This is a genomic window from Methylobacterium sp. Leaf88 (assembly GCF_001422795.1).
Taxonomy (GTDB): Bacteria; Pseudomonadota; Alphaproteobacteria; order Rhizobiales; family Beijerinckiaceae; genus Methylobacterium.
This window is the reverse complement of sequence record NZ_LMMK01000010.1, coordinates 376-26,745: the sequence shown is the minus strand read 5'-3', so window position 1 is coordinate 26,745 and position 26,370 is coordinate 376. Positions and strand designations below refer to the sequence as shown.

Here is a 26,370-nt window from a genome sequence, read left to right as displayed (position 1 = left end):
TGGGGGATTGAGACATGCGTTCCAGGGATCAGAAGCAACTCGCCCAGAAGCGAAGCACAGAGGCGCTGACCCGGCATTTCGGGATGCCGTTCGTGTTCCTCGTCGCGATGTCGGGCATCATCAACATCCTCGCCCTGACCGGGTCGTTCTACATGCTCCAGGTCTACGACCGGGCGCTGCCGAGCGGCAGCCTGCCGACCCTCGTCGGGCTCTCGACGCTTGCCATCGGCCTCTACGTCTTCCAGGGCCTGTTCGACGTCCTGCGCCAGCAGATCCTCGTGCGGATCGGGGCGCAGCTCGACCGCCGGATCGCGCCCCTGGCGCAGCGTGTCTCCATCGACATGCCGCGCTTCGGTTTCTCCACCGCGGAGGCGATGGAACGCAGCCGGGACGTCGACACGGTCCGCGGCTTCCTGGGAAGCCCGGGGCTCGTGGCGCTCTTCGACCTGCCCTGGACGCCGGTCTTCCTCGTCTTCGTCTACATGCTCCACCCCTGGCTCGGGGCACTCACCGTCGCCGGCGCCGCCCTCCTCACCCTCCTCACCATCCTCACCGAACTGCTGACCCGGCGGTGGACGGGGGCGACCCAGCAGGCCGTGGTGGCCCGCAATGCCATCGCCGACTCGAACGCCCGCAACGCCGACGTCCTGAAGGCGATGGGGTTCGCGGAGCGGGCCGTCGACCGATACCGCCTCGCCAACAACGAGCACCTGGAACTCCAGACCCGGACGACGGACATCACCGGAACCTTCGCCGCCATCTCTCGCGTCCTGCGCATGATCCTGCAATCGGCCGTGCTGGGGCTCGGGGCCTACCTCGTCATCGGCGGCGAGCTCTCCGCAGGGTCCATCATCGCGGCATCCATCACCTCGGCCCGCGCCCTGGCCCCCATCGACCAGACCGTGGGCAACTGGAAGGGCATCGCCGTGGCCCGCAAGGCCTTCGGGCGGCTGACGGAGACCCTCGTGGCCCTGTCCGGCGTCGACCAGCCGATGCCGTTGCCGATGCCGCACTCGTCCCTCCGCGTGGGGTCGATCACGGTGGCGGCGCCCGGCTCGGGGCGGGTGCTGCTGTCGGACGTCGCGTTCGAGCTCCAGGCGGGCCAAGCGCTGGGCGTCATCGGCCCCAGCGGCGGCGGCAAGACCACCCTGAGCCGGGCCCTGACGGGCATCTGGCCCCTCCTGCGCGGCGGCATCCGCCTCGACGGGGCCGACCTGTCGCAATGGGACGAGGACAGCCTCGGCCGCATCATCGGCTACCTGCCCCAGGAGGTCTGCCTGATGGACGCGACGGTCGAGGAGAACATCTCCCGCCTGGCGCAGGATGCCGATCCGGCCCTGGTCGTCGCCGCCGCCCGCGCCGCGGGTGTCCACGAGATGATCCTGCGGTTGCCCGACGGCTACCGCACCGAACTCGGCCCGTTCGGGACCGCCCTGTCCGGCGGCCAGCGCCAGCGCATCGCCCTCGCGCGGGCGTTGTACGGCAACCCCTTCCTGCTCGTGCTCGACGAGCCGAACTCCAATCTCGACGGCGAGGGCGAGGCGGCCCTGGCCGCCGCCATCCAGGGCGTGCGCGCCCGCGGCGGCATCGCGGTGGTGATCGCGCACCGACCGAGCGTGCTGGCGGCCGTCGACACCATCGCGGTCGTCCAGGACGGCAAGCTGACCGCCTTCGGGCCCAAGGAAGCCATTCTCGGCAAGGCCGTGCGCGACGCATCGGCCGGTGCCGATCCGGCCAAGATCGCAAGGGAGCGCTCCGTCATGGAGCGGGTGCCGGCATGATCATCGAGACGAAGGGCACGAAGACCGGCGAAGCCTCCCAGACCGGAGCGCAGAAGTACGCGCTGAAGGAAGCCGGCAAGTCGTCGACCACGCCCTACTACCTGGCCCTCGCGGTCGCTGCCGTGGCCGGATACCTGAAGTCCCTGTTCCACACCTCGGTTCATGCCGAGGTCGAGCCCAGCGCCGCCGGACACGAGACGAAGGCAGCACCCAAGCTCGTCGTCATGGCCTCGTCGGACGTGGATCCGGGCGAGACACCCGACGAGCATCACCTGCTGGGGTCATCCGGGGTCGTGCCCCAAACGGAGATGCCCTCACCGGAGTACGATGCCACCCACCTCCAAGCGCATACGCTCCATTTCGCCCGGCACGACCCCCAGCCGAACCTCAACGACTTCAAGGCGTCACCCGTCATCCCACGCCCCATCAACGACAATGCCGACCGGGCCCCCGGCGTCCGCGGCGGCGGCGGCGGGGGGGGCCGGGACAAGGACAATGGTGACGAGGGAGCGGGATCCGAAAACCTCGATGATCCCGCGACCCGACCGCCCGGCGGGTTGGGCGACACCGATGACCTTCCCGGCGGCGGCAGGGGCACGCCGTCGGACGCGGACCGTCCCGCGGGACAGGATACCGCCGGCCCCGGCAAGCAGACCAACGGCGGGGACAGGGGAAACGGCGCCGACAATCCTCCCGGGTCCGGCGACGACGCGGGGAACGGCGCCGGCGCCGTCACGCCTCGTCCGGCCTCGAACGATGACGGGGACGGCTCTGCAGGCCGGCGCAACCGTGCGCCGACCACCAACGGCGCGGTCTACCTCGCCGACATGGCCGCCTGCGCGCTGCTTCCCATCGCCCTGTCCGACCTGCTCCGAAACGTCGAGGATCCCGATGGCGACAGCCTCTCGGTCCGCAACGTCACGGTCTCCTCCGGGTCGCTGGCCCGCGACGGCGACGGCTGGGTGTACGACGCCGATGGCCTCGGTCCGGTCACCATCACGTACGAGGTCACGGATGGCGAACTCGCCGTCACCCAGACGGCGGTCTTCAACGTCGTCGAACACGAGCCGATGATTGGCACGGACGGCGACGACCTCTTGCTCGGAACGCTGTGCGCGGACGAGATCGACGGCCGGGGTGGCAACGACAACATCGACGCCCGTGCCTCGGCCGACATCATCGATGGCGGCGCCGGGGACGACCACATCGTCGGCGGCGCCGGGGACGACGTGATCCTGGGCGGCGACGGGAACGACGTCGTGCTCGCGGGGACGGGGGCGGATCGGGTCTCGGGGGGAAACGGCAACGACCGCCTCTTCGGCGAGGAGGGCGACGACATCCTGTTGGGCGACGCCGGGGACGACCTGCTCGACGGCGGAGATGGCAGCGATATCCTCGTCGGAGGGATGGGGAGCGACTTGCTCCTCGGCGAGGTGGGCGATGATCGCCTCGACGGGTCGGAGGGGGCCGACGTCGCGTTCGGCGGCGCCGGGCGCGACGTCGTTTCCGGCGGCCTCGGGGACGACCGTCTGGAAGGGGGCGATGGCAACGACGTCCTCTCCGACGGGCAGGGGCGGGACGTAGCCTTGGGGCAAGACGGGGACGACGTCCTCGTGGCGTCCCTGGACGGCGAGGCCGACCGTTTCGACGGCGGCGAAGGGACGGATACGCTCGATCTGTCGAGCCTTGACACCGATGTCGTGGTCGACCTGGTCGCCGGCACGGCCATTGGTCAGGGGTCGGGACGCGACACGGTCGCGTCCGTCGAGGTTGTCCGGGCAGGATCGGGCGACGACGTCCTGACCGGGAGCTCGGTGGGCGAGGTCCTCCGCGGAGGGGCCGGACGGGACACGGTGTCGGGCGGGGCCGGCAACGATCTCGTCGACGGCGGAGCGGACAACGATACCCTCGCGGACGGGACGGGATCGGATACGGTTCTCGGAGGCTCAGGCGACGATATCGTCATGGCTGCGCGTGACGGAGATTCCGACCGCTTCGATGGAGGCGACGGGACAGACACGTTCGACGTTTCCACGACCGCATCCGGTGTTACGGTTGATCTCACCGCTGGTACCTCGGTGGCCGCCGAGACTGGCCATGACCTCCTCGTCTCGATCGAGGACGTCCGGGGCGGATCTGGTGCCGACACGCTGTCGGGGAGCGCAGCCGCCAACACCCTCTCCGGTGGCGCGGGCCGCGACCACGTTTCGGGCGGGGCCGGAAACGACGGGCTCGACGGGGGCGACGGCGACGACACGATTCTCGACGGGGACGGCCGCGACGTCGCGCTGGGCGGCACCGGCGATGACATCCTCATCGCATCGTCGGACGGGGAGGCCGACCGGTTCGACGGCGGTGTTGGTCTGGATACGCTCGACCTCTCCGGGACGCGGGCGGGCATCTCCGCCGACCTGCTCATAGGCATCGCGACCGGGGCCGAGACGGGACGGGATCTCCTTGATGGGCTGGAGGCGCTGATCGGTGGATCCGGCGACGATACCCTGTCCGGCGGTGACGGGAGCAACCGCCTGATTGGCGGAGATGGGGATGACCTTATTGCGGGACGCGGGGGCGACGATCTCCTCGATGGCGGCTCGGGTCGCGATACGCTCCGCGACGGAGCCGGGTGTGATACCCTACGCGCGGGCGCCGGCGACGATCGGATCATCCTCGCGTTGGATGGCGACGACGACCATGTCGATGGCGATGACGGCTCGGATACGCTGGACCTGAGCAGCGCGACCGGAGACCTGCTCGTCGATCTCGTCAATCATGTCGTTTCGGGCACCGAGCTCGGAGAGGACAGGGTCGATTCCATTGAACGCATCGTAGCCGGATCGGGTGACGACCGCTTCATCATCGGCGACGACGATGTCGTGCTCACGGGCGGAGGCGGCAACGACGGCTACGGGTTCCACCCGCGCTCCGGGAGCTCGGAGGCAACCCGTTCCGTCGAGATCACCGACTTCTCAGTCGGGGATTACGTCGACCTTCTGAGATGGTCCTTCTTCGAGAACGGGTCGGGCGTCGTCGGCCACTCGCTGTCCGAGGCGATGGACCGCAACGACGGCACCGTGTCGGGCATCCGCTACCGGGCCGCGCTCTTCGACGAGGGCGACGTGACCGTCATCTCGGCCGACCTCGACGGGAACGACTCCTTCGAGACGACCCTCGTCCTCGACGGCCACCACACCCTGCTCTTCGTCGAGAAGCCGACGGCCGCGTCACCGGCCAACACACCCATCCATTGATCCATCCATCGAAGGGACCGGACCATGAGTACGCGAACCATCGGTGTCCATCGCCCCAGGCCTCTCGACGGGATCGACCATGGGACGGACCCCTCCTTCTCCGTCATCCCCCGTATCGCCCTCGGGTTCGCGCTGGGCGTGAGCCTCCTGATCGGGGTGGGAGGATGGGCCGCGACGACCGACCTCAACGGCGCCATCATGGCACCGGGCGCGGTCACCGTCGATCAGAACGCCAAGGCGGTCCAGCACAGGGACGGGGGGGTCGTCGGCGCCATCCTTGTCCGAGACGGGCAGGCCGTGACGGCCGGTCAGATCCTCATCCGCATCGACGACGCCCAGACACGGGCCGAACTGGCGATCGTCCGGGGGCAACTGGTGGAGTTGTCGGCCAAGAAGGCGCGCCTGCTGGCCGAACGGGACGGGCTTCGCGACATCGCCTTCCCCGCGAGCATATCGGACGGCGCCGCGGAGGCGCTGGCCATCCTTGATGGCGAGAGCCGCCTGTTCCGTGGCAACCTCGCCAGCCGCGACAGCCAGCGCCAGCAGTTGGAGTTGCAGATCGGTCAGGTGGCCGAGGAGGTCGCAGGCCTGGTCAAGCAGAAGGATGCCAAGCGGGACGAGCTCGCGATCCTCACGAGCGAGCACGGCAAGCTGCAGGGCCTCGTCGACAAGCACCTGTTCGAGAGTTCGAAGTTCCTGCCCATCAGCCGCGACCGGCACCGCCTGACCGGTGAACAGGGGTCGCTGGAAGCCTCCATCGCCCGGGCCAAGGTGCGCACGAGCGAGATCCGGGTCCAGCTTCTGGCCATCACGGACACCGCACGCACCGAGGCCCAGAAGGAACTCAGCGTCGTCGATGCCAAGCTCGCGGAATTGGGCAATCGGCGCATCGCCTTGGAGGATCGGCTGACGCGGACCGAGATCCGCGCGCCGGCCACGGGCGTCCTGCACGAGCTGAAGGCCTTCACCGTCGGCGGCGTGGTCACGCCGGCGGACGTGCTCGCGACCGTCGTGCCCGCGGACGCCATGCTCCGGATCGAGGTTCGCATTTCTCCGGCGAGCATCGACCAGATCGGTGTCGGCCGTCCGGCCAAGCTGCGGTTCACCGCCTTCAACCAGAGGACGACCCCCGAACTCAAGGGAAAGCTGACCTATGTCTCGCCGTCGACGACCAAAGGCGGCAAGGACGATGCCTTCTACGTCGGGTACGTCGAGCTGAATGAGGGGGAGTTGAACCGTCTGGGCGAGAGAGCCCGCTTGGTGCCCGGCATGCCCGTGGAGGTCCACGTCGCGACCGAGGAGCGCACGGCCCTCTCCTACCTCGTGAAGCCGATCCAGGATCAGTTCACACGCAGCTTCCGGGAGAGATGACAACACATATGATGCAGATGACTGCATATTCCGCCTCGATCTTCGATCGAGTCAGAATATGACGGGAAATATGTCATCCCTCGGTACTCCTACCGACTAAGACTTAGTGGTTTCGCTGCATCGATGTGCTACGAAGGTTGCAATAAGTCTGGAGGGGGAGGCCGCCGATGTGCCGAGAAGCCGTTGGCATCCCGGATTTCGAGAACGCACCGATTGGCATCGACCGAGAGGATTTCCTCGGCATGGTTTTCGGTGCCTTCGCCGGCGCCCTGGAGGATACCGTCGGCAGGTCGGAGGCCAGTGGCTTCATCGCCCTGGTCGGCATGGCCGTCTCGGAAGAGATCAAGGCGCGATACCTTCGGGTGGCGGGCCCCCGTCGGCTGGACCTCGTCGCCACCGTGGACGCCATGATCGACCTCAAGCGACGCCTGGGCGGGGATTTCTACGTCATCGAGACGACGCCCCGGCGCATCGTGCTCGGCAACCGACGCTGCCCGTTCGGCGACCTGGTGAAGAGGTCCCCCTCGATGTGCATGGTGACCTCGAACGTCTTTGGTCACATGGTTGCGGAGAGCCAAGGATATGGGCGAATCACGCTTGCAGATACCATCGCCCGCGGCGGCACGGGCTGCCGGATCGTCATTGACCTCGACCCTGATGCCCCCGACGAGGGAGGACAGGACTACTTCGGGACGGGTGACGTCTAGGTCCGACTTCGAGGCCTTGTTCGAGTTCGTCCCCGCTCCAATGCTCATCGTTTGGCGAGGCGGGGAGCTCCAAGCCGCCAACGCCTCGGCGCGCGAGGCGTTGGACGGTCTACGGATCGGCGACGTCCTACCCGTTCAGAAAGCCACCGAGGTGGAGTTCCGTCGCTATCTCGAGCGCTGCGCCTCCTCCTCCGCCACATTGCCCGGAACGCTCTTCCTCCAATGCGAGGACGGAAGTCTCGAGCGCCATTCCTGCCATGGCACGCGCGCGCGATTGGGCGGTTTCGAGGGCGGCACGCTCGTCGTGCTGCATCTCGACGGGCTGGGGCTCGGCCGTCGGTTCGGGATCCTCGCCTCGAAGCTTTACGATGCCCGACGCGTCATGCTGGAACGCCGGCGGCGCACTCGGGAAATGCAGGCGTTGCTTCAGGAGCGAGAAGACCTGCTTGCTCGGCTCGAGGCGGACGCAGCCGCACGCGTGGGGGCCGAACGGGAACGCGACGAGGTGCTGACGCGGCTGTACCGCGCCGGGCAGGACGAGCGACGTCGGCTCGCGCGCGACCTTCATGATCATGCGGGCCAGCATCTGGTCGCCCTGAATTTCGGATTGCGACGTCTGCTGCCTTACCTCTCCAGCGACGATGCGCGCTCCGAACTCGACCGCCTCCTCGATCAAGCCCAGCAGGTGGGAGAGGCTCTGCGTCGCGTCACCCTGGAATTACGACCCGCGGCGCTCGACGAGTTCGGTTTCGTGACGGCGCTTCGCTACCTCGTGGAGGAGTGGAGCCGCACCACGCGCATCGCGACCGAGTTGCAGGTCAGCGGCAAGGAATTCCACCTGCCCGCCGAGCATGCCATCACGCTCTATCGCATCACGCAGGAGGCGCTCACCAACGTGGCCAAGCACGCGGGGCTGCCGAGCTACGTCTCGGTCGTCCTTCTGTTCAGCCCGGGACGCCTCACCCTCACGGTCGACGACGACGGCACGGGCTTCGAGGCCGACGACGCCTCGTCCCACTTGCTGGTCACCCAGGGCAAGCTCGGATTGATCGGGATGCGCGAACGCATGGCCCTCATCGGAGGCAGCCTGCAAGTCGAGTCCTCGCCCGGACAGGGTACGTCCGTGGTCGCGCGGATACGCCTGGGGAGTGACGTCGACCATGATGCCTGATCGCGCCCCGATCCGCATCGTGCTTGCGGACGACCACCCCGTCTTCCGCCACGGGGTCGCCGACCTCCTCAGCAACACGGGCCTCGTCGAGATCGTCGCGTCGGTGGATGGCGGCACGGCGGCGGTGCAGGCCATCGCGGACCTATCCCCGGACATCGCCATCCTGGACCTTGCCATGCCCGACATGAACGGCGTCGCGGTGATCCGCACGCTCGTCGACCGCCGGAGCAGGACCCGGGCGATCATCCTGAGCGTGTACGAGAGCCGGGTCTATGTCGACCAAGCGTTCGAGGCCGGCGCCTGCGCCTACGTCCTGAAGCGCTCGGCCTTCCTGAACATCGTGCAGGCCGTCGAGGCCGTGCGCGCCGGCGGGACCTACGTCGACCCGCTCCTTCCCGGGCACGGCTCCGCCCACCCAAGCCCGGTCGCCTGGACCCACGCCCACGAGGGCAAGTCCTCGCTCACGGAACGGGAGCGGGAGATCCTGAAATCCGTGGCCTACGGCTACACCAGCAAGGAGATCGGATCCCAGGTCGGGGCAACGGCGAAGGCCATCGAAGCCCAGAAGGGGCGAGCATGCTGCAAGCTGGGCATCACCAGCCGCGCGCAGATCGTCCAGTTCGCCATCCTGCAAGGTTGGCTGCAGGGTGAGATTCCCGTCCGGTGAGATCGTTCTACGGTTGTTCGGGGCGGCCAGGCTCGGTGGGAAACTGAAGGTTGTTCGAGGCCGGGTCGGTCATCTTGGACCGGGCCTCGCGTACTCCCGGCTTCCTACCTGCCGCGGCGGTGAATTCGACGCCCTCATCCTCCAGGGCGCGGCGCACGGCCATGACCGTGTCGTGCCGGGGCCCGATGACCGAACCCCGGTCCTCCGCACCTTCCCTCTCCACGCCCGATACTGCCAGCAGCGGCCTTCGCGAACTATGGTCTGGCGGAGCGAACACGGTCCAGGAAGTTGCCGATCAGAGGCCCGGCCTTCTCCCTCGGCCACAGGGCATAGACGTCGGCGTGGATCGGTTTCCCCCTGATGGGTTTGTAGACGACGTCCGCGTGCGCCAGGCGGGCGACGAATTCCGGAATGATGGCGATCCCGAGCCCCGTCGCGACGAGGCTCGTCAGCGAGGCGGCTTCGACGACCTGATGCGTGATGTCCGGGGTGAACCCGGCTTCGACGCAGCACTCCCAAAGATATTTCGCGAACAGCGAATCCGAGAGCCGCAGGAACACGAACCGCTCGCGGCTCAGATCGGCGAGGTCGATCGCCGCCGTCCTGGCCAGGCGGTGGCCTTTCGGCAGGACGAGGGTGACGGTCTCGCACCAGGCGCGTTCGCTGGCGAGGTCGAGGTCCTGGGGTGGGCTGCGCAGGAAACTGATGTCGGTCTGTCCAGCCTTCAGCATCGAGATCTGGCGGTCCGGCGACATTTCGTGGATCCGCAGATCGACGTCGGGATAGGTGACCGAGAAATCGCGGATGGCGCGCCCGAGGGGGCCGGCCAGCATCGACCCCGTCAGGCCGACATTGACGATGCCGGCCGCGCCGGCACCGATGGCGCGCGCGCGCCCGATGGCTTCACCGGACTTGTCCAGGATCTCGCGCGCCTGCGCGAGGAAGTCGGTGCCCGCCCGCGTCAACGACACGCGACGCGTCGTCCGTTCGAACAGCGCGGTGCCGACCTCCGCTTCGAGATCGCGGATCTGCTGGCTCAGGGGCGGCTGAGCGACACCGAGGCTCTCGGCGGCGGCGGTGAAGCTGAGATGGCGGGCGACGGCCACGAAGTAGCGGAGGTGCCGGAGTTCCATACGCTTAGTCATAGCGAGAAGATCTCAATCAAGACATATCAAATATTTGACGTCTAGATTTCCTGGCAACATGGTGCCGCCGCAACGGGGACACCCGAACGACCATGCAGGAAAATGCCAGCACGAATCCTGCAGGGCGGACGACACCGTGTCGAACCGGGGTGTCGGGACACGGAACGGCGCGAAGAGGTACAGGCGTTATGATGAAGCGGTTCTTCGCGTCGTTGTTCGGGCAGGTTGTCGCCGCCCTGGTGCTCGGCATCGTCCTGGGCATGGTCTGGCCGAACTTTGCGGTCACGCTGAAGCCCCTCGGCGACGGCTTCATCAAGCTGATCAAGATGGCGATCGCACCGCTGGTCTTCGGCGTCGTCGTTCACGGCATCGTCGGCGCCGGCGACCTGCGGAAGGTCGGTCGCGTCGGGCTCAAGTCCCTGATCTACTTCGAGGCGGTGACGACCCTCGCCCTGGTGCTCGGCCTCGTCCTCGCCTACGCGTTCGCCCCCGGCCACGGCATGAACGTCGATGTGGCGACCTTGGACGCGAAATCGATCGCCGGCTACACCGACCGGGTCGGTCAGGTCACGGGAACCGTCGACTTCCTGATGAAGCTCATTCCGACCACGTTGGTCGATGCCTTCGCCAAGGGCGATATCCTGCAGGTTCTCATCATCGCGATCCTGTTCGGCTCCGGCCTGTCCCTTCTGGGCGAGCGCGGCAAGCCGCTGGCCGACAGCCTGGAGCGCATCACGGAGGTTCTGTTCAAGATCATCGGCTTCATCGTCAGGCTCGCCCCGCTCGGCGTGCTCGGCGCCGTCGCCTTCACGGTGGGCAAGTACGGCGTCGGCTCGCTGAAGCAGCTCGGCCTGCTGGTGGTGCTGTTCTACGCGGGCGTGGCGTTCTTCGTCTTCGTGGTGCTCGGCGGCATCCTGCGCCTGGCCGGCTTCAGCATCCTCAAGCTGCTCGCCTACCTGCGCGAGGAACTGACCGTCGTGGCCGGCACCGCCTCCTCGGACTGCGTGCTGCCGCAGGTCATGCGCAAGCTGGAGCGCCTCGGCATCAAGGATTCGACCGTCGGCCTCGTGATCCCGACCGGATATTCGTTCAACCTCGATGCCTTCTCACTCTACCTGACCCTCGCCACGGTGTTCATCGCCCAGGCCACCAACACGGATCTCTCCTTCGGACACCTGATGCTGATCCTCGGCATCGCGCTCCTGACCTCGAAGGGCGCGCACGGCGTGCCCGGCTCGGCCATCGTCGTGCTGGCCGCCACCCTGTCGGCGGTCCCGGAAATCCCCGTCATCGGACTGGTGCTCGTGCTGTCGATCGATTGGTTCGTCGGCATCGCCCGGGCGCTGGGCAACCTGATCGGCAACTGCGTGGCGACGGTGGTGATCGCCGCATGGGAAGGCGACATCGACCGGGCGCAGGCCCGGCGTGTCCTCGATGGCCACGGTACGACGGACACGGCCGCGATCCTCGAGACGCCGATCGCGGAACCACGTTCGGCCTGACGCCCCCCGACACCTGCCCCATGCGGTGGCACGGCTGCCAAGCCGGGCTGCCGCCAGTCCAACCCGGATCATCGGAGACGCCTTCATGACCGCCTCGCCCTACAACCCGCCCTGCGGCGGCCTGCCGCCCCAGACCGCGCTGATGACCGGCAGGGCCGTGTTCACCGAGGCCTACGCCGTCATCCCCCGGGGCGTGATGAGCGACATCGTCACCTCCGTCCTGCCCTTCTGGGAGCACACCCAGGCCTGGATGCTGGCTCGCCCCCTCTCGGGCTTCTCCGAGACCTTCGCCCAGTACCTCGTCACCCTCGCCCCCGGCGGCGGCAGCGAGCGGCCCGAACCCGACCCCGAGGCCCAGGCCGTGCTGTTCGTCGTCGAGGGACAGGCCCGCCTCGTCTGCGACGGACAGGTCCACGCCCTCACCCCCGGCGCCTACGCCTACCTGCCCCCCGGCACCACCTGGAGCCTGCGCAACGACGGGGCCGGACCGACCCGCTTCCACTGGATCCGCAAGGCCTACACCCCCGTGCCCGGCCTCGAGGTGCCCCCCGCCTTCGTCACCCACGAGACCGCCGTCGCCCCCGTGCCTATGCCCGGCACCGACGGGGCCTGGGCCACCACCCGCTTCGTCGCCCCCGACGATCTGCGCCACGACATGCACGTCAACATCGTCGCCCTGCGCCCCGGCGCCTCGATCCCCTTCGAGGAGACCCACGTCATGGAGCACGGGCTCTTCATCCTCGAGGGCAAGGCCGTCTACCGCCTCAACCGGGACTGGGTCGAGGTCCAGGCCGGAGACTTCCTCTGGCTGCGCGCCTACTGCCCCCAGGCCTGCTACGCCGGAGGACCCGGACCCTTCCGATACCTCCTCTACAAGGACGTCAACCGGCACGCCCCCCTCTCACCCTTCCGGGGCCGGCGATGAGCGGCGGAGGGCGGAGCGCGACGCGGCGCCCTCCCGCCCCTGGCTGACCCGGGCCCGCATCGTGCGTGCGCGTGCGGCGATCCGGACGATCGCCCACCGCCCCCCGAGCGCGCCTCTGCGCCCCGGGGCCGGGCGCGAGGCCCCGGGGCCGACAACCCACCGGGTTTGTCGATCTCGGTCGGCGCGTCTATTGCGTGGCCCTCCGGACACCGGCTCGGAGCTTTCGCACCCCGGCGCGGGCGACCCTCGCCGAGACGACGGTCGCAGGGACGTCGTCGGGCTTCGGGACACCCTGCGCGAGAACTCGAGACCGGGCGTTCGACATCGGTGGGTTGGCGACGACCGCGGCCGGTGGCATTCCAGCGCAAACCTTCCGTGAATGGATCGAAGATGGATCGAATGGATATCGGCGGCCTCGCCGTCGCCCGCGTGCTGTACGATTTCGTCGCGGAGGAGGCCCTGCCCGGGACCGGCATCTCGCCCGAGGTGTTCTGGGGCGGCCTCGGCGCGATCGTGCGCGACCTGACGCCGAAGAACCGGGCCCTGCTGGCCAAGCGCGACACGCTCCAGGGGCAGATCGACGCCTGGCACCGGGAGCGGGCCGGCAAGCCGTTCGATCCGGCGGCCTACAAGGCGTACCTGAAGGACATCGGCTATCTCCTGCCCGATCCGGGACCGGTGGCGGTGCGGACGGAGAACGTCGATGACGAGATCGCCCGCATCGCCGGGCCGCAGCTCGTCGTGCCGGTCTCGAACGCCCGCTACGCCCTCAACGCCGCCAATGCCCGCTGGGGCTCGCTCTACGATGCCCTCTACGGCACCGACGCGGTCTCGGAGGAGGGCGGCGCGATCCGCAGCGGCGGCTACAACCGCGCCCGCGGCGCCCGGGTCGTGACCCGCGCCCGCAGCTACCTCGACCGCTTCGTGCCGCTGGCCGGCGGCCGCCATGCCGACGTGGTCACCTATGCGGTCGAGCAGGGCGGGCTCGTCGGCAACATGAACACCGGAGAGACCGTCCCGCTCGCGCGACCGGATCTCTTCGTGGGCTATCGCGGCCGGGCCAGCATGCCCGCCTCCCTGCTCCTGCGGCATCACGGGCTGCACGTCGAGGTCGTCCTCGACCGGACGCATCGGATCGGTCGCTTCGATGCGTCCGGCGTCGCCGACATCCTGCTGGAATCGGCCGTCTCGACGATCATGGACCTCGAGGATTCCGTGGCCACGGTCGATGCCGACGACAAGGTGGTCGTCTACCGCAACTGGCTCGGCCTGATGAACGGGACGCTGACGGCCTCCCTGCAGAAGGATGGCCGCACCCTGGAGCGGCGCCTCAACCCCGACCGGCACTACATCGCGCCGAACGGCGGCGAGGTGGTGGTACCGGGCCGCTCCCTGATGCTGGTGCGCAATGTCGGCCACCACATGGACACCGATGCGGTGCTCGACGCCGAGGGCCGCGAGATCCCCGAGGGCATGCTCGACGCCGCGGTCACCGCGATGATCGCGATCCACGATCTTAAGGGGGATTCCGGCCTGCGCAACAGCCGGCGCGGTTCGGTCTACATCGTCAAGCCGAAGATGCACGGGCCCGAGGAGGTCGCCTTCGCGGTCGAACTGTTCGGACGCGTGGAGGCCATGCTGGGTCTCGACGCGAACACCCTCAAGATGGGCATCATGGACGAGGAGCGCCGCACCACGGTCAACCTCGCCGCCTGCATCGCGGCCGCGGCCGAGCGGGTCGTGTTCATCAACACGGGCTTCCTCGACCGCACGGGGGACGAGATCCACACCGCGATGGAGGCCGGCCCGGTCATTCGCAAGAACGACATGAAGGCGACGCCCTGGATCAAGGGCTACGAGGAGAACAACGTCGATGTCGGCCTCGTCTGCGGCCTGCTCGACCGGGCGCAGATCGGCAAGGGCATGTGGGCGGCCCCCGACGCCATGGCCGACATGCTGATGCAGAAGGGCGCCCACCCCAAGGCGGGCGCGAGCACGGCCTGGGTGCCGTCGCCCACCGCCGCGACCCTGCACGCGCTGCACTATCACGAGACCGACGTGCGGGCCCGGCAGGTGGAACTCGCCCGCCGGCCGCGCTCGGCCCTCGACGAGATCCTCGAGATTCCGCTGGCCCGCTCGAACTTCGCCCCCGACGACGTGGCCCAGGAGATCGACAACAACGTCCAGGGCATCCTCGGCTACGTCGTCCGCTGGATCGACCAGGGGGTGGGCTGCTCGAAGGTGCCGGACATCCACGATGTCGGGCTGATGGAGGACCGGGCGACCTTGCGGATCTCGTCGCAGCACATCGCGAACTGGCTCCATCACGGCGTCGTCAGCGAGGAGCAGGTGATGACGGCGCTCAAGCGGATGGCGAAGGTGGTCGATCGCCAGAACGCCGGCGATCCGCTCTACCGCCCCATGGCCCCGGACTACGACGGCCCGGCCTTCCAGGCAGCCAGCGACCTCGTCTTCAAGGGCCGCGCGCAGCCGAACGGCTACACGGAATGGATCCTCACCGAGCGCCGCCGCGCCGCGAAGGCGGCCCGCTAGACCGGCATCGGATCCACGCGAACCGGGTTAGGGACGGCGCGGGCAGCGTCGTCAGGGCGTCAGACAGATGCGCCATAGCGGAGCCTCCGGAAGGGAGTCCGCCGCCATGTCCGCCTCGTCCCGTTCCAGCCTGCCCCGTCGTCCGTTCCTGACCGGGGCCGCCGCCGGCCTCGTCGGTCTCGGCACCGGCGTCTTCCGGCCCGGCCTCAGCCGGGCCGCAGACCGCCCGATCCTCACCCACGGTTTGCAATCCGGTGACGTCGACGGCGACTCCGCCGTGGTCTGGGCCCGGGCCGACCGCCCCTGCCGGGCGATGATCGCGTGGTCGACGACGGAAAGCTTCGCGGACATTCGCGGCGGCGTCTTCGCCGATGCCCTGCCGGCGAGCGACGGCACCGTGAAGGTCGCCCTGACGGACCTGCCGCCGGGCCAGGACGTGTTCTACCGGGTCCGCCTGCAGGATCTCGCCGCGCCGACGATCCTCGGCGCGGCGCAGGTCGGGCGCTTCCGCACGGCGCCCGCCGAGCGCCGCTCGGTCTCGTTCTGCTGGTCCGGCGACACGGCCGGCCAGGGCTGGGGCATCGACGAGGCCCGGGGCGGGATGACGATCTACGCCGCCATGCTGCGCAACCGGCCGGATTTCTTCCTGCATTCCGGCGACACCATCTATGCCGACGGCCCGATCATACCGGAGGTGCGCCTGCCCGACGGCACCCTCTGGCGCAACCGCGTGACCGAGGCGGTGGCGAAGCCGGCCGAGACCCTGGAAGAGTTTCGCGGACGCTACCGCTACAACCTCACCGACGCGAACGTGCTGGCGATGAACGCCGAGATCCCGATCTTCGCACAGTGGGACGATCACGAGGTCACCAACAACTGGTGGCCGGGCGAGCCCCTGACCCGGGCCGAACACCTGCGGAAGGCCTATCGCGACCCGAACGTGCTGGCGCTCCAGGTCCGCGCCGCGCGCGCCTTCCACGAATACATGCCGATGCGCTTCGCGCCCTCGGAGCCCGGCCGCGTCTACCGCAAGATCTCGCATGGGCCGCTGGTCGACGTGTTCCTGCTCGACATGCGCTCCTATCGCGGGCCGAACGGCGAGAACCGGCAGACCACCTACGGACCGGAGGCTCACTTCCTCGGCCCGGCGCAGGTCGCCTGGCTCAAGCGCGCGCTCCTCGCCTCCCGCGCGACCTGGAAGGTGATCGCGGCCGACATGCCGATCGGGCTCGTCGTCCCCTACGATTCTCAGCCGCCCTTCGGGTCGGAGGCCGTCGCGCAGGGCGACGGGCCGCCGCTGGGCCGGGAACTCGAGATCGCCGACCTCCTGCGCTTCCTGCGGGATGCGGGCATCCGCAACACGGTCTGGCTGACGGCGGACGTGCACTACGCGGCGGCGCATTACTACGATCCGAACCGGGCGCGATTTCAGGAGTTCGAGCCGTTCTGGGAGTTCGTCGCAGGCCCGCTGCATGCCGGGACCTTCGGTCCCAACGCCCTCGACGACACCTTCGGGCCCCAGCTGCGCTTCGCCAAGGCGCCGCCGCCGGGCCAGACCAACCTCTCGCCCGCCGCGGGCTACCAGTTCTTCGGCCATGTCGCGGTCGAGGGCGCGACGGAGCAGATGACCGTCACCCTGAAGGACGCCGCCGATACCGCGCTCTGGTCGGTCACCCTCGACCCCGTGCGGACCTAGCCTGCCGGACCGGACACGCCCGGCAGCGTCGGGCCGACACGGTCGTGTCGCGCCTCAGTGATGCCCCGCCATGTGGCGGCCGATGCTGCGGGCGTCGGCCTCGGCGCGACTCACCGCGTGCACGATGCGACCGTCGGACATCACCACGATGCGGTCCGAGAGTTCCAGGATCTCGTCGAGATCCTCGCTGATCAGCAGGACCGCCGCCCCGGCGTTGCGGGCCGCCAGGATCCGGGCCCGGATCTCGGCGACGGCGGTGAAGTCGAGCCCGAAGCAGGGATTGGCGACGACGAGGAGGTCGACCGGGTCGGTGAGTTCGCGCGCCAGCACGGCCCGCTGCACGTTCCCGCCGGACAGGGTGGCGATCGGCGCCTCGGCGGAGGCGGTCTTCACCCCGAAGCGCGCGATGAGGTCCCGGGCGCGGCGGCGCATGGCGCCGGTGTCGAGCCAGACGGTCGGCCGCCCCGGGACCGCGCCCCCCTCGGAGGCGCCACGCTCCGCGCGCCGGTCGAAGGCCCGGAAGGCCAGGTTCTCCGCGACCGACATGCGCGGCGCGCAGGCATTGCGTAGCGGCTCCTCCGGGATGACGCGGACCCGCCGCGCCCGGCTCTGCGCGCGCCGTCCGTCATAGGCCTCGCCCCCGACCTCCACCCGGCCAGCGGCCGCCCGGATCTGGCCGCCGAGCACGTCGGCGAGTTCCTTCTGGCCATTGCCCGAGACCCCGGCGACGCCGACGATCTCGCGGGCCTGCACCGCGAGGGCGTCGACGGCGAGGTGACGCAGGCCGGAGGCATCGGTGGCGCGCAGATCCGCGATGCGCAGGACGACCCGGTCCGGGTCGGGCCGACCGACGCGGTTGGGGGCGGCGCGCACCGGGCGGGCGCCCATCATCATCGCCGCCATGTCGTCCCGGCTGAGTTCGCCGACCCATCCGCCACCCGCGAGCGTGCCGCGGCGCAGGACGCTGACGCTGCGGGCGAACGCCTCGACCTCGCGGAACTTGTGGCTGATCATCAGCACCGTCAGCTCGCGCCGGTCCGCCATGGCGCGCAGGAGGCCCAGCACCTCCTCGGCCTCCGCCGGCGTCAGCACCGAGGTCGGCTCGTCGAGGATCAGGAACCGGGCCTTGAGGAAGAGCTGCTTGATGATCTCGAGCTTCTGCTTCTCCCCAGCCGCGAGCTCGGCCACCGGGCGTTCGAGGTTCAGCCGGAACGGCATCCGTTCCATGAAGGCGGCCAGCGCCGCACGCTCGGCGCGCCAGTCGATCACCGCCGGCACCCGGGGCCGGGCGATGACGAGATTCTCGAGGCCCGTCAGGGACGGCACCAGGGTGAAGTGCTGGTAGACCATGCCGAGGCCGCGGGCCTGGGCGCCCTTCGGATTGGTGATCGCGACCTCGCGGCCATCCACCAGGACGCTGCCCGCGCTCGGCGCGTAGAAGCCCATGATGCACTTCACCAGGGTCGACTTGCCCGCGCCGTTCTCGCCCAGCAGCGCGTGGAAGCCGCCCGCCTCGATCTTCATCGAGACGTCGTCGAGGGCCGTGAAGGTGCCGAAGCGCTTCGACATGCCGATGGTCTCGACCGCGATGGCACCGGGCGGCGGGGCCTCGGGCACCACCGCTGCCGCGTCTCCGTCCCGGGGCACCACGTTACGAACCGATTGCGGGAAGGGCACCATCGCGGATCATCCCATCGCCACCAGGAGGGCCTCGGAGGTCGCCACGGCGCCGAAGACGCCGCCCTGCATCGTCACCATCCTGAGGGCGGCCTCGTGGTTGCCCCAGTCGGTGGCCGCGCAGGCGTCGGAGACGATCACGCATTCGAAGCCGCGGTCGTTGGCCTCGCGCATCGTGGTGTGGACGCAGACATCCGTGGTGATCCCCGTGAGGATCAGGTTGCGGATGCCGCGCCGCCCGAGGATCAGCGCCAGGTCGGTGGCGCAGAACGAGCCCTTGCCGGGCTTGTCGATGACGGGCTCGCCGGGCATGGGCGCCAGTTCGGGGATGATCTCCCAGCCCGGCTCGCCCCGCACCAGCACGCGCCCGCAGGGCCCGGGATCGCCGATGCCGGCTCCGATCCGGCGCGAGCGCCAGCGCTTGTTCTCGGGCAGGTCCGCCAGGTCCGGGCGGTGGCCCTCGCGGGTGTGGATGACGGGGTAGCCGAGGCGCCGGGCCGCCGCGAGCAGGCGGCCGATCGGCTCGATCGGCGCCCGGGTCAGGCCGATATCGTAGCCCATGGCGTCGACGTAGCCGCCGGGACCGCAGAAATCGATCTGCATGTCGATGATGACGAGGGCGGTGTTGTCGGGCCTCAGTGCCCCGTCGAAGGGCCAGGGATAGGGCTCGGCGGCGGCGTAGCGCGCCGCGTCCACCGCCGTCGGGGCGAGGGGCGCCGCCGGCACGGTAAGGGGCGTCGCCGGCACGGTGAGGGGCGCCGCGCTCATTCCGCCGCCTCCCGGGCGTCCGGGGTCTGTCCGGCGCCGTAGGACCGGGTGGGCGCGGCGAACCCGCAGGAGGTGCCGTCGACGACCTTGACCCCGTCCTCCCACGGCAGGCGGTAGCGGCCGGCGGCGAGGTCCTGCATGTAGGTGTAGGGGCAGTCCCCGGCGCCGCCCTTCACGGCCGTGTAGCCGCGGTGTCCGAGCTGGTAGATGTTGTTCTCGACGCCCCAATGCAGGCGCGCCTCGCGCACGAGGTCGGGCCGGACCTCCGCCGTGATGATCTCGTCGACGCGCCCCGTGGTGCCGTGGGCGATGATCTGACCGTCGAAGTTGACGATCATGCCCTCGCCCATGGAATCGAACGAGCCGTCCGAACCGCACAGGCAGACGTTGGCGGTGACCATCAGGTTGCAGAAGGCGTTCGACTGGTTGGTGAAGCGCCAGGATTCGCGGATCGGCGCCGTGTAGCCGGCCGTGCGGACCATGATCTCGGCGCCCTTGTAGGCGCATTCCCGGGCCATCTCGGGGAACATCCCGTCGTGGCAGATGATGAGGGCGATCTTGGCCCCGCGTGGCCCCTCGATGACCGGGATGCCGATGTCGCCGGGCTCCCAGGGCTCGACGGGCACCCAGGGGTGCATCTTGCGGTAGGAGAGCTTCACCGCGCCGGTCTCGTCGATGATGATGCCGGTGTTGTACGGGTTTCCGTGCGGGTTGAATTCCATGATGGAGAAACAGCCCCAGATCCGGTTGTCGCGGCAGGCCTTCGCGAAGGCCGCGACCTCCGGTCCGTCCATCCGGCACAGGATGTCGGGGTTGGTGTCCATCGACAGGCCGTGGAGGGCGTATTCGGGGAAGACCACGAGGTCCATGGTGGCGAGGTTGCGCCGGGCCTTGCCGACCATGTCGACGATGCGCTGCGTCTGCGCGGCGAGGTCCGCCGGCGTGGCGACGGTCGGCAGTTGCAGCTGCACCAGCCCGAGCACGACGCCGTTCGGGGATTTGTTGAGGCCGCCAAGTCCGTTCATTCGAATTACCTGATTGCTGAGGTTTACTTCGCCTGGCCGAGTTCGCCCGGCGCTCCCGCCAGGGCGTGGTTCGGTGACGAGGTGGCGATGAGGACGCCGAGGGTGAGGACGTAGGGCGCGGCGTAGAACAGGTAGTAGCCCTGCGAGACCCCCACCGACTGGAGCGCCGGGCCGAGGGCCCCGGCCCCGCCGAACAGCAGCGCCGCACCGAAGCAGGCGAGCGGGTTCCAGCGGGCGAAGACCACGAGGGCCACCGCCATCAGGCCCTGACCGGAGGAGATGCCCTCGTTCCAGGAGCCCGGATAGTACAGCGACAGGTAGGCCCCGCCGATGCCCGCCAGCACTCCGCCGGCCCCGGTGGCCAGCAGCCGGACACGGTCGACGTCGTAGCCCATGGCCCGGGCCGCCTCGGCGCTGTCGCCGACGATGCGGACCACGAGGCCGGTGCGGGTGTTGCGGAACCCCCACCACAGGACGAGGCTGAGCACCGCCCCGATCAGGAACAGCACGTTGACCTGGAGGGCGGCGCGGATCTGGGGCAGGTCGGACCAGTTGCCGAAGGGGATCGCCGGCAGCTGCGGCGCCGAGGGCTGGATGAAGGCCTTGCCGAAGAAGAAGGCGAGGCCCGAGCCGAACAGCATCAGGGCGATGCCCAGCGCCACGTCGTTGACCCGCGGCAGCCGGCAGATCCAGCCATGGACGAGGCCGAACAGCCCCCCCGCCGCGCCCGCCACAGCGACGCCGGCCCAGGCCGAGCCGGTCAGCACCGCCGTGGCGTAGGCCGACATCGCCCCGAACACGAGGGTGCCCTCGAGGCCGAGATTGATCCGGCCCGAGCGCTCCGTGATCGTCTCGCCGAGGCTGACGAACAGGAACGGCGTCGAGACCCGGATGGCCCCGCCGATCACCGCGATGAGGACGTTCCAGAGGCCAAGGTTGCTCATGCAAAGTCGCTCATGGCGCGGCCTGGCCCGCGGCGGCGCGCTTCTCGCCCCAGAGATGCGGACTGAACGGCTTGAAGCGCCCGTACAGCGTCTCGCCCACGAGGACGAGGAGGAAGAGCAGGCCCTCCAGCAGCAGGATGGTGGCGTCCGGCAGGTGCAGGCGGCGCTGGATCAGGCCGCTCGACGCCTCGATCCCGCCGAGCAGGAAGGCGACGGGCGGAATCGCCAGGGGGTTCTGGCGGGCCAGGAACGCGACGAGGATACCGGTATAGCCGTAGCCGGCGATCAGCGACGCGTTGGCGTTGCCGTGGACGGCCGCGACCTCGAAGAATCCGGCCAGGGCCGCCAGCGCCCCCCCGAGGGCGGTGAATCCGGCGATCAGGCGCCCGACCGGCAGGCCCTGGATCTGGGCCGCGCGCACGTTGCCGCCGGCGATGCGGGCGGCGAAGCCCAGGGTGGTGCGCTCGGTCAGGAGCCAGGCGAGGAGGCAGGCCACAACCCCGACGCCGAGGCCCCAATGCACCTCCAGGCCCGGCATCGGGCCGACCCGGAAGGCCTCGTCGATGGTCCGGGTCGACGGCTTGTTCAGGCTGCCGGGATCGCGCAGCAGGCCCTCGATCAGGTGGTTGGCGAGCGCGATGGCGATGTAGGACATCAGCAGGCTGGCGATGGTCTCGTTGACGCCGCGCCAGGCCCGCAGGGCGCCCACCGCCCCGAGCCAGAGCGCCCCGGTCAGGAAGGCGGCCAGCGCCATGGCGGCGATGCCGAGGCCGGAGGCTGCGCCCGACAGGGGCGCGGCCACCGCCGCCGCGGCGAGGCCGCCGAGCACGATCGCGCCCTCGCCGCCGATGACCACGAGGCCGAGGCGGGCGGGCAGGGCCACACAGAGGGCCGCGAACAGCAGGGGCGCGGCGCGCTGGAGGCTGTTCTGCAGGGCGAAGGCGGACCCGAAGCCGCCCCGGTAGACGAGGTCGAGGAAGGCCGCCGGCGATTTGCCGAGGCTGAGGAGGAACAGGCTGAACAGGCCGAAGCCGAGGGCGAGCGCCCCGAGCGGGATGGCGAGCGCCTCCGCCCGGCGCGCGCCCCAAGCTCGCAGGGGCAGGCTGGCCGAGGGGCGCGCCCCTGCCACGACCATGTCCGACGGAGCAGTCTCGGCAACCACGGCTCTTCCTCCCGCTGGTGGCGTGCGTGACGGACGCGTCCCTCAGGCCGAGCCCTTCACGCCCTCGACGAGGTAGCCGGTGCTCTCGAGTTCGGGCGCGTTCTCGGCAAAACCCTTGCCGGCCTCGGCGATCGCGTTGCCCTTGTTGTCCTTGAGCGGCCCCCGGATGATGGCGAACCCGCCCTTCATCATCTCGGCCTTGACCGCATCCGCGTTCTTGCGCGCCGCCTCCGAGACGGCAGGGCCGTAGGGGCTCATCCGGACGAAACCGTCCGCCAGACCGCCGCGCAGGAAATTCGGGGGCGCCTTGCCCGCCTGCATGTCGGCGACGAAGCCCTTGTAGATCGGGGCCCAGTCCCACTCGGCGCCGGTGAGGTACCGGTCCTTGGCGAGGGCCGACTGGTCGGCATGGTAGCCGCAGACGTAGGCGCCGCGCCGGGCGGCGGTCTCCACCGTCACCTTCGGGCTGTCGACGTGGCAGGTGATGACGTCGGCGCCGCCATCGATCAGCGCGTTGGTGGCCTCCGCCTCCTTCACCGCCAGCGACCACTCGCCGGTGAAGATGACCTGGCAGGTGATCGACGGGTCGACGCTGCGGGCGCCGAGCAGGAAGCCGTTGATGTTGTTGAGGACTTGGGGGATCGGCTTGGCCGCCACGAAGCCGAGCTTCTTCGACTTCGTGGCGTGCGCCGCCACGATGCCGTTCAGGTACTGGCCCTGCGCGATGTAGCCGAAATAGGAGCCGGCGTTCTTCGGGTTCGCCTCGGTCCAGAGGCCGCCGCAATGGCGGAACTGCACCGTCGGGTTCTTCCTGGCCTCGATCAGCACGTGGGGATCGAAGTACCCGAAGGAGGTCGGCAGGAGCAGGCTCGCCCCGTCCATGTTGATCATGCTCTCCATGGTCTTCTGGACGTCGTTGGTCTCGCGGACGTTCTCCTCCTCGACCACCTCGACCCCGGGCAGCCCCTTCAGGGCCGCCGCGCCCTTCGCATGGGCCTGGTTGTAGCCGTAATCGTCCTTGGGGCCGACATAGATGACGCCGACGGTCATCGGCCCGGCCGCCCGGGCGCCCGTCGACGCCAGGGCCGAGAGGCCGAGAACGGCGGTGCCGCCCAGGAGGGTTCTGCGCGAGATCGACTGATGAGCCACGGGGCCTCGTTCCATCGTTTGGCGAGCGATGGGGGAGACCATTGCAAGGTCTGGGCCGCAGTGCGGGCGCGCGGACCCTGGACTTTTCCATCAGGTCGGACGTCGGATGCCACCGTCCGGGCCAGGGCGACGGTGCTCCGATGGGCGACCCGGCCGCGGCCCACGCATCCCCGCGGAGCGCGGCGGCACGTGTCCCATGGGGCATGCCGATGACGCCGGCCTTGGGAACGAAAAGGGCGCCCGGTTCGAACCGGGCGCCCAGTTCACGCCGACCGCGCCTTACCAGCGGTGATGCCAGCCCACGTGGCGGTAGCCGCCGTGCCAGCCCCAGGGCCGGTGATATCCGACGGGGCGGTAGCCGCCCCAGCGGTGCCACCGCGGGCCATACCAGCCGACGCGGCGGTAGCCGTAGACGATGGGGCGGGCCAGGATGGGGCGATAGATTACGTTCGGGCGGCAATATCCGTAGTAGCCGCGATGCCCCCCGGGTCCACACCCGTCACGAGCCTCGGCGGCACCGACGGTCGCGGCCATCGTACCCAGTGCAAGAACGGCTGCGCCAGCAAGTTTCAGTCGCATTCGCATCTCCTCTGTTGCGGTAGCCTATAAACACACGCCCCGTCACGACGGTTGCGCACTTATAGCCTGGGATATGTTACGAATTGTATCTCCGCTCAGATCAGACCGGGCGCGCATCCGGCCGATCCCGATCGAAGACAGATCAGCGCCGGCCGACCGTCTCGTCAGCCAGTCCTGCGGGACGTCCCGCGGACAGAGCCCGTCACCGGTTCGGACAAATCCAGACACCGGTTCCCTCCGAGCCGCGCAGCCGGGCCTGGACGGCCGCGCGCGTCAGGCCGCGGCCGACGATGCGGCCCTCCGGGACGAGGCGGCATCGCGGGCGGGGTGTCGTCCGGGATGCGCTGAGGCCTGTCGGCATCGGCCATGCGACCTTCCGGTGCTTCTGCCATGATCGCTCGTCCCATGATCGCCGCAAGACGGTCTTCACGAAGCGTTGGAAGCGGCCTCGAACCCGGACGGGACCTTGGGGCCGGGCCTTGCGCCCGGAGTGGCGCGATGCCCGGCCCTGCGGCCATGCCGAACCTGATCGGGGGACTCATGAGGCCCGGCACAACGCTGCGAATATCTGGGACGCGACAGTTGTTACGTCGACGATCGGCGATGCCGTCGAGATATGCGCGCCATCGGCGTGCTCAATGGTGCAGACGCATCATTTTGCCCGGATTTTACCGGGTCAGATGCAGTTTTGTTGCTTGCTGTCCTCGGGCCGCGGATGAGGCATAATGCCGATGAGCCGCCGCGCCTCGCGAAGACGGCGGGACCCGGCGCCCCGGGTCGAAAGGCGAGGGGCCGGGCGATGGCCGCCTGGGCGCGCGCGCCGACGCGGTCGGGTTCGAACGGCGATGCGGAGGAGTCCGAGTCGCTCATGCCGCCCCCATGGCCTTGGCCAGGCGTTCGCGGGCGCGGCTGACGCGGCTCTTCACGGTGCCGGTCTGACATCCCAGGACGACCGCGGCCTCGTCGTAGAGCAATCCGTCGACCATCACGAGGAGCAGCGTCTCGCGGTGTTCGGCCGTCAGGCCGTTCAGGGCGGCCTGAAGCTCGATCAGTCCGACACGATGCTCCTGCTCGGGCTCCAGGCGCAGGGTCGCCGCGAAGGCACCGTCGACGTCCTCGACCTCGCGGCGAAGCCGCTTGCGCTGATTGAGGAAGGTGTTCCGCAGGATCGTGAACAGCCAGGCGATCAGCCTTGTCCCCGGCTCGAACCGGGCCCGGTTCTCCCAGGCCCGCAGGAGGGTGGTCTGAACGAGGTCGTCGGCCTCGGCGGCGTTCTGGCACTGGGAGAAAGCATACCGGCGAAGCCGCGGAACGGCGGCGATCAGGTCGGTCCGGAACGGATCGGGCACCTGTCCGTCCGCCTGCGCTGCGCACAGCGCACTTCGCAGCCGAACCAGAACCTGACCGAGACGGGAATCCGCCGCGACGTCACCGGGGAACGGAACAATCTCGTTCAATCGCCGGCCGATCAAATCCTGAATCGGTCGTGGCAATCCCTGAGCGTCCGAAGAGGATTTCGGCACTCTGACATCTGTCTGCACGGATGATCGCCCTCGGGTCTGGAACAGACGATGATGTGCTCGGCGCTGAAGAAGCCGAAGCTGCTGGAGGCTTGTGATTGGGCAATCACATTCACGTCAATGATCCAGATATACCAGACAATCGCGGATCGGACGCGGAACTGCCTTCCCACGCACTTGTTACGACCGGGACTTGGAAAGCGGCGCGGTGCGCCATGGGAGATCCAGTGACACTCGGCGTCGACACGCAGGACCACGTACGGACGAGGGCCGACCCGGAAGGGGCCTGGAGCCCGGGGACACGTGGCGGCCCAGGGATCTTCGTCGGGGAACGCGGCCTCCGTCGCGCTCGCCGCAACCCGGTTGGAACGCCGACATCCAGGTAGATAAACCCGGCCTACCGGTACGCCTGCATCATTGATGGGGGTTCGTCCGGGACCATCTGTGGGTCCAGCGAACGGCCGCGACCTGCGCGGCGATGTCCCTCCCGCCCGTTGGCCCGCCGCGGCCCCGTCCATCCCATCCCTGAGGATCCCATGCGTCCCACCAAGCCCTCCGCACCCGGTTCTGCCCCCGCTTCGACCGACGCGGTCAAGGGCTCGGTCAAGGAAGCCATCGGGAAGCTGATCGGCGACCGGCAGGTCGAGGCCGAGGGTCGGTCCCAGCAGGAATCCCCCCTGTCCGACGGTCCCCCGAAGACCCGCCCGAAGTCGGACAAGACCAACCCCAAACCCTAGCTTCGGCCGCGCGCCGCGCGACGAACCCCAGCCACGAACA

General features: G+C 69.3%; 20 protein-coding genes. 11 read left to right on the top strand and 9 right to left on the bottom strand.

Annotated elements, in window-relative coordinates:
- Positions 1-14 precede the first annotated feature (14 nt).
- From ASF20_RS05900 to ASF20_RS05875, 6 genes are all read left to right on the top strand, one after another.
- Positions 15-1,781, top strand: coding sequence for a type I secretion system permease/ATPase (locus tag ASF20_RS05900; protein WP_056271954.1), 1,767 nt, complete (start codon positions 15-17; stop codon positions 1,779-1,781).
- On the top strand, positions 1,778-5,032 hold the full coding sequence (locus tag ASF20_RS05895; RefSeq protein ID WP_056271951.1) for a cadherin-like domain-containing protein: 3,255 nt from the start codon (positions 1,778-1,780) through the stop codon (positions 5,030-5,032). Before ASF20_RS05900 ends, ASF20_RS05895 begins: the two co-directional genes overlap by 4 nt.
- Before the next feature lie 24 nt (positions 5,033-5,056).
- Complete coding sequence (locus ASF20_RS05890; protein WP_056271948.1) at positions 5,057-6,403, top strand: HlyD family type I secretion periplasmic adaptor subunit; 1,347 nt, start codon at positions 5,057-5,059, stop codon at positions 6,401-6,403.
- A 167-nt stretch (positions 6,404-6,570) separates the two neighbouring features.
- Positions 6,571-7,110 (top strand): methanogen output domain 1-containing protein, encoded by a 540-nt coding sequence (locus ASF20_RS05885; RefSeq protein ID WP_244472528.1) that lies wholly within the window; start codon positions 6,571-6,573, stop codon positions 7,108-7,110.
- 16 nt (positions 7,111-7,126) lie between these two features.
- Complete coding sequence (locus tag ASF20_RS05880) at positions 7,127-8,281, top strand: sensor histidine kinase (RefSeq protein WP_244472527.1); 1,155 nt, start codon at positions 7,127-7,129, stop codon at positions 8,279-8,281.
- Positions 8,271-8,948 carry a response regulator transcription factor gene (locus ASF20_RS05875; protein WP_244472526.1) on the top strand — a complete coding sequence of 226 codons (678 nt, stop codon included), beginning with the start codon at positions 8,271-8,273 and terminating at the stop codon, positions 8,946-8,948. The genes ASF20_RS05880 and ASF20_RS05875 overlap by 11 nt, the downstream gene beginning before the upstream one ends.
- Before the next feature lie 254 nt (positions 8,949-9,202).
- On the opposite strand, the gene ASF20_RS05870 is transcribed toward ASF20_RS05875, so the two are convergent.
- Positions 9,203-10,081, bottom strand: a complete 879-nt coding sequence (locus tag ASF20_RS05870) for a LysR family transcriptional regulator (protein WP_056216479.1) — start codon at positions 10,079-10,081, stop codon at positions 9,203-9,205.
- Positions 10,082-10,284: 203 nt separating this feature from the next.
- Between ASF20_RS05870 and ASF20_RS05865 the strand changes: the two genes are divergently transcribed.
- The 4 genes from ASF20_RS05865 to ASF20_RS05850 all read left to right on the top strand — a co-directional run bounded on the left by ASF20_RS05865 (position 10,285) and on the right by ASF20_RS05850 (position 16,769).
- A complete protein-coding gene (locus tag ASF20_RS05865; protein WP_056216510.1) occupies positions 10,285-11,595 on the top strand; it encodes a dicarboxylate/amino acid:cation symporter in 1,311 nt (436 codons plus the stop codon).
- An 85-nt stretch (positions 11,596-11,680) separates the two neighbouring features.
- Positions 11,681-12,520 (top strand): bifunctional allantoicase/(S)-ureidoglycine aminohydrolase, encoded by an 840-nt coding sequence (locus ASF20_RS05860; protein ID WP_056271946.1) that lies wholly within the window; start codon positions 11,681-11,683, stop codon positions 12,518-12,520.
- Between the two features lie 390 nt (positions 12,521-12,910).
- On the top strand, positions 12,911-15,073 hold the full coding sequence (locus tag ASF20_RS05855; RefSeq protein ID WP_056271944.1) for a malate synthase G: 2,163 nt from the start codon (positions 12,911-12,913) through the stop codon (positions 15,071-15,073).
- Positions 15,074-15,179: 106 nt separating this feature from the next.
- Positions 15,180-16,769, top strand: a complete 1,590-nt coding sequence (locus ASF20_RS05850; protein ID WP_056271941.1) for an alkaline phosphatase D family protein — start codon at positions 15,180-15,182, stop codon at positions 16,767-16,769.
- 54 nt (positions 16,770-16,823) lie between these two features.
- On the opposite strand, the gene ASF20_RS05845 is transcribed toward ASF20_RS05850, so the two are convergent.
- The 8 genes from ASF20_RS05845 to ASF20_RS05815 form a co-directional block, all read right to left on the bottom strand.
- Positions 16,824-18,338 (bottom strand): ABC transporter ATP-binding protein, encoded by a 1,515-nt coding sequence (locus ASF20_RS05845; RefSeq protein WP_244476339.1) that lies wholly within the window; start codon positions 18,336-18,338, stop codon positions 16,824-16,826.
- A gap of 117 nt (positions 18,339-18,455) precedes the next feature.
- Positions 18,456-19,214 carry an isochorismatase family cysteine hydrolase gene (locus ASF20_RS05840; protein ID WP_082501202.1) on the bottom strand — a complete coding sequence of 253 codons (759 nt, stop codon included), beginning with the start codon at positions 19,212-19,214 and terminating at the stop codon, positions 18,456-18,458.
- A complete protein-coding gene (locus ASF20_RS05835) occupies positions 19,211-20,239 on the bottom strand; it encodes a formamidase (RefSeq protein ID WP_056216487.1) in 1,029 nt (342 codons plus the stop codon). The genes ASF20_RS05840 and ASF20_RS05835 overlap by 4 nt, the downstream gene beginning before the upstream one ends.
- Before the next feature lie 23 nt (positions 20,240-20,262).
- Positions 20,263-21,183: an ABC transporter permease gene (locus tag ASF20_RS05830; protein ID WP_056271938.1), complete on the bottom strand. Its 921-nt coding sequence runs from the start codon at positions 21,181-21,183 to the stop codon at positions 20,263-20,265.
- A 10-nt stretch (positions 21,184-21,193) separates the two neighbouring features.
- Positions 21,194-22,318 (bottom strand): ABC transporter permease, encoded by a 1,125-nt coding sequence (locus ASF20_RS05825; RefSeq protein WP_056271935.1) that lies wholly within the window; start codon positions 22,316-22,318, stop codon positions 21,194-21,196.
- A gap of 69 nt (positions 22,319-22,387) precedes the next feature.
- A complete protein-coding gene (locus tag ASF20_RS05820; protein WP_244472525.1) occupies positions 22,388-23,494 on the bottom strand; it encodes a BMP family ABC transporter substrate-binding protein in 1,107 nt (368 codons plus the stop codon).
- A gap of 279 nt (positions 23,495-23,773) precedes the next feature.
- Positions 23,774-24,073, bottom strand: a complete 300-nt coding sequence (locus ASF20_RS23125) for a hypothetical protein (protein WP_056216496.1) — start codon at positions 24,071-24,073, stop codon at positions 23,774-23,776.
- Positions 24,074-24,939: 866 nt separating this feature from the next.
- Positions 24,940-25,422, bottom strand: a complete 483-nt coding sequence (locus tag ASF20_RS05815) for a sigma-70 family RNA polymerase sigma factor (RefSeq protein ID WP_244476337.1) — start codon at positions 25,420-25,422, stop codon at positions 24,940-24,942.
- Between the two features lie 707 nt (positions 25,423-26,129).
- On the opposite strand from ASF20_RS05815, the gene ASF20_RS05810 reads away from it, so the two are divergent.
- The gene (locus ASF20_RS05810) at positions 26,130-26,330 is read left to right on the top strand and encodes a CsbD family protein (protein WP_056216500.1); all 201 of its coding nucleotides are present in this window, start codon (positions 26,130-26,132) and stop codon (positions 26,328-26,330) included.
- Positions 26,331-26,370: the final 40 nt, after the last annotated feature.

Bases quoted from the DNA above. Each gene is read 5' to 3' on its own strand.
- ASF20_RS05875 (WP_244472526.1), top strand. From the start codon at position 8,271: ATGATGCCTGATCGCGCCCCGATCCGCATCGTGCTTGCGGACGACCAC.
- ASF20_RS05825 (WP_056271935.1), bottom strand. From the start codon at position 22,318: ATGGTCGTGGCAGGGGCGCGCCCCTCGGCCAGCCTGCCCCTGCGAGCT.
- ASF20_RS05845 (WP_244476339.1), bottom strand. From the start codon at position 18,338: ATGTCGAAGCGCTTCGGCACCTTCACGGCCCTCGACGACGTCTCGATG.
- ASF20_RS05890 (WP_056271948.1), top strand. From the start codon at position 5,057: ATGAGTACGCGAACCATCGGTGTCCATCGCCCCAGGCCTCTCGACGGG.
- ASF20_RS05855 (WP_056271944.1), top strand. From the start codon at position 12,911: ATGGATCGAATGGATATCGGCGGCCTCGCCGTCGCCCGCGTGCTGTAC.
- ASF20_RS05835 (WP_056216487.1), bottom strand. From the start codon at position 20,239: ATGAACGGACTTGGCGGCCTCAACAAATCCCCGAACGGCGTCGTGCTC.
- ASF20_RS05900 (WP_056271954.1), top strand. From the start codon at position 15: ATGCGTTCCAGGGATCAGAAGCAACTCGCCCAGAAGCGAAGCACAGAG.
- ASF20_RS05885 (WP_244472528.1), top strand. From the start codon at position 6,571: ATGTGCCGAGAAGCCGTTGGCATCCCGGATTTCGAGAACGCACCGATT.
- ASF20_RS05840 (WP_082501202.1), bottom strand. From the start codon at position 19,214: ATGAGCGCGGCGCCCCTCACCGTGCCGGCGACGCCCCTTACCGTGCCG.
- ASF20_RS05865 (WP_056216510.1), top strand. From the start codon at position 10,285: ATGAAGCGGTTCTTCGCGTCGTTGTTCGGGCAGGTTGTCGCCGCCCTG.
- ASF20_RS05830 (WP_056271938.1), bottom strand. From the start codon at position 21,183: ATGAGCAACCTTGGCCTCTGGAACGTCCTCATCGCGGTGATCGGCGGG.
- ASF20_RS05870 (WP_056216479.1), bottom strand. From the start codon at position 10,081: ATGGAACTCCGGCACCTCCGCTACTTCGTGGCCGTCGCCCGCCATCTC.
- ASF20_RS05860 (WP_056271946.1), top strand. From the start codon at position 11,681: ATGACCGCCTCGCCCTACAACCCGCCCTGCGGCGGCCTGCCGCCCCAG.
- ASF20_RS05850 (WP_056271941.1), top strand. From the start codon at position 15,180: ATGTCCGCCTCGTCCCGTTCCAGCCTGCCCCGTCGTCCGTTCCTGACC.
- ASF20_RS23125 (WP_056216496.1), bottom strand. From the start codon at position 24,073: ATGCGACTGAAACTTGCTGGCGCAGCCGTTCTTGCACTGGGTACGATG.
- ASF20_RS05895 (WP_056271951.1), top strand. From the start codon at position 1,778: ATGATCATCGAGACGAAGGGCACGAAGACCGGCGAAGCCTCCCAGACC.
- ASF20_RS05810 (WP_056216500.1), top strand. From the start codon at position 26,130: ATGCGTCCCACCAAGCCCTCCGCACCCGGTTCTGCCCCCGCTTCGACC.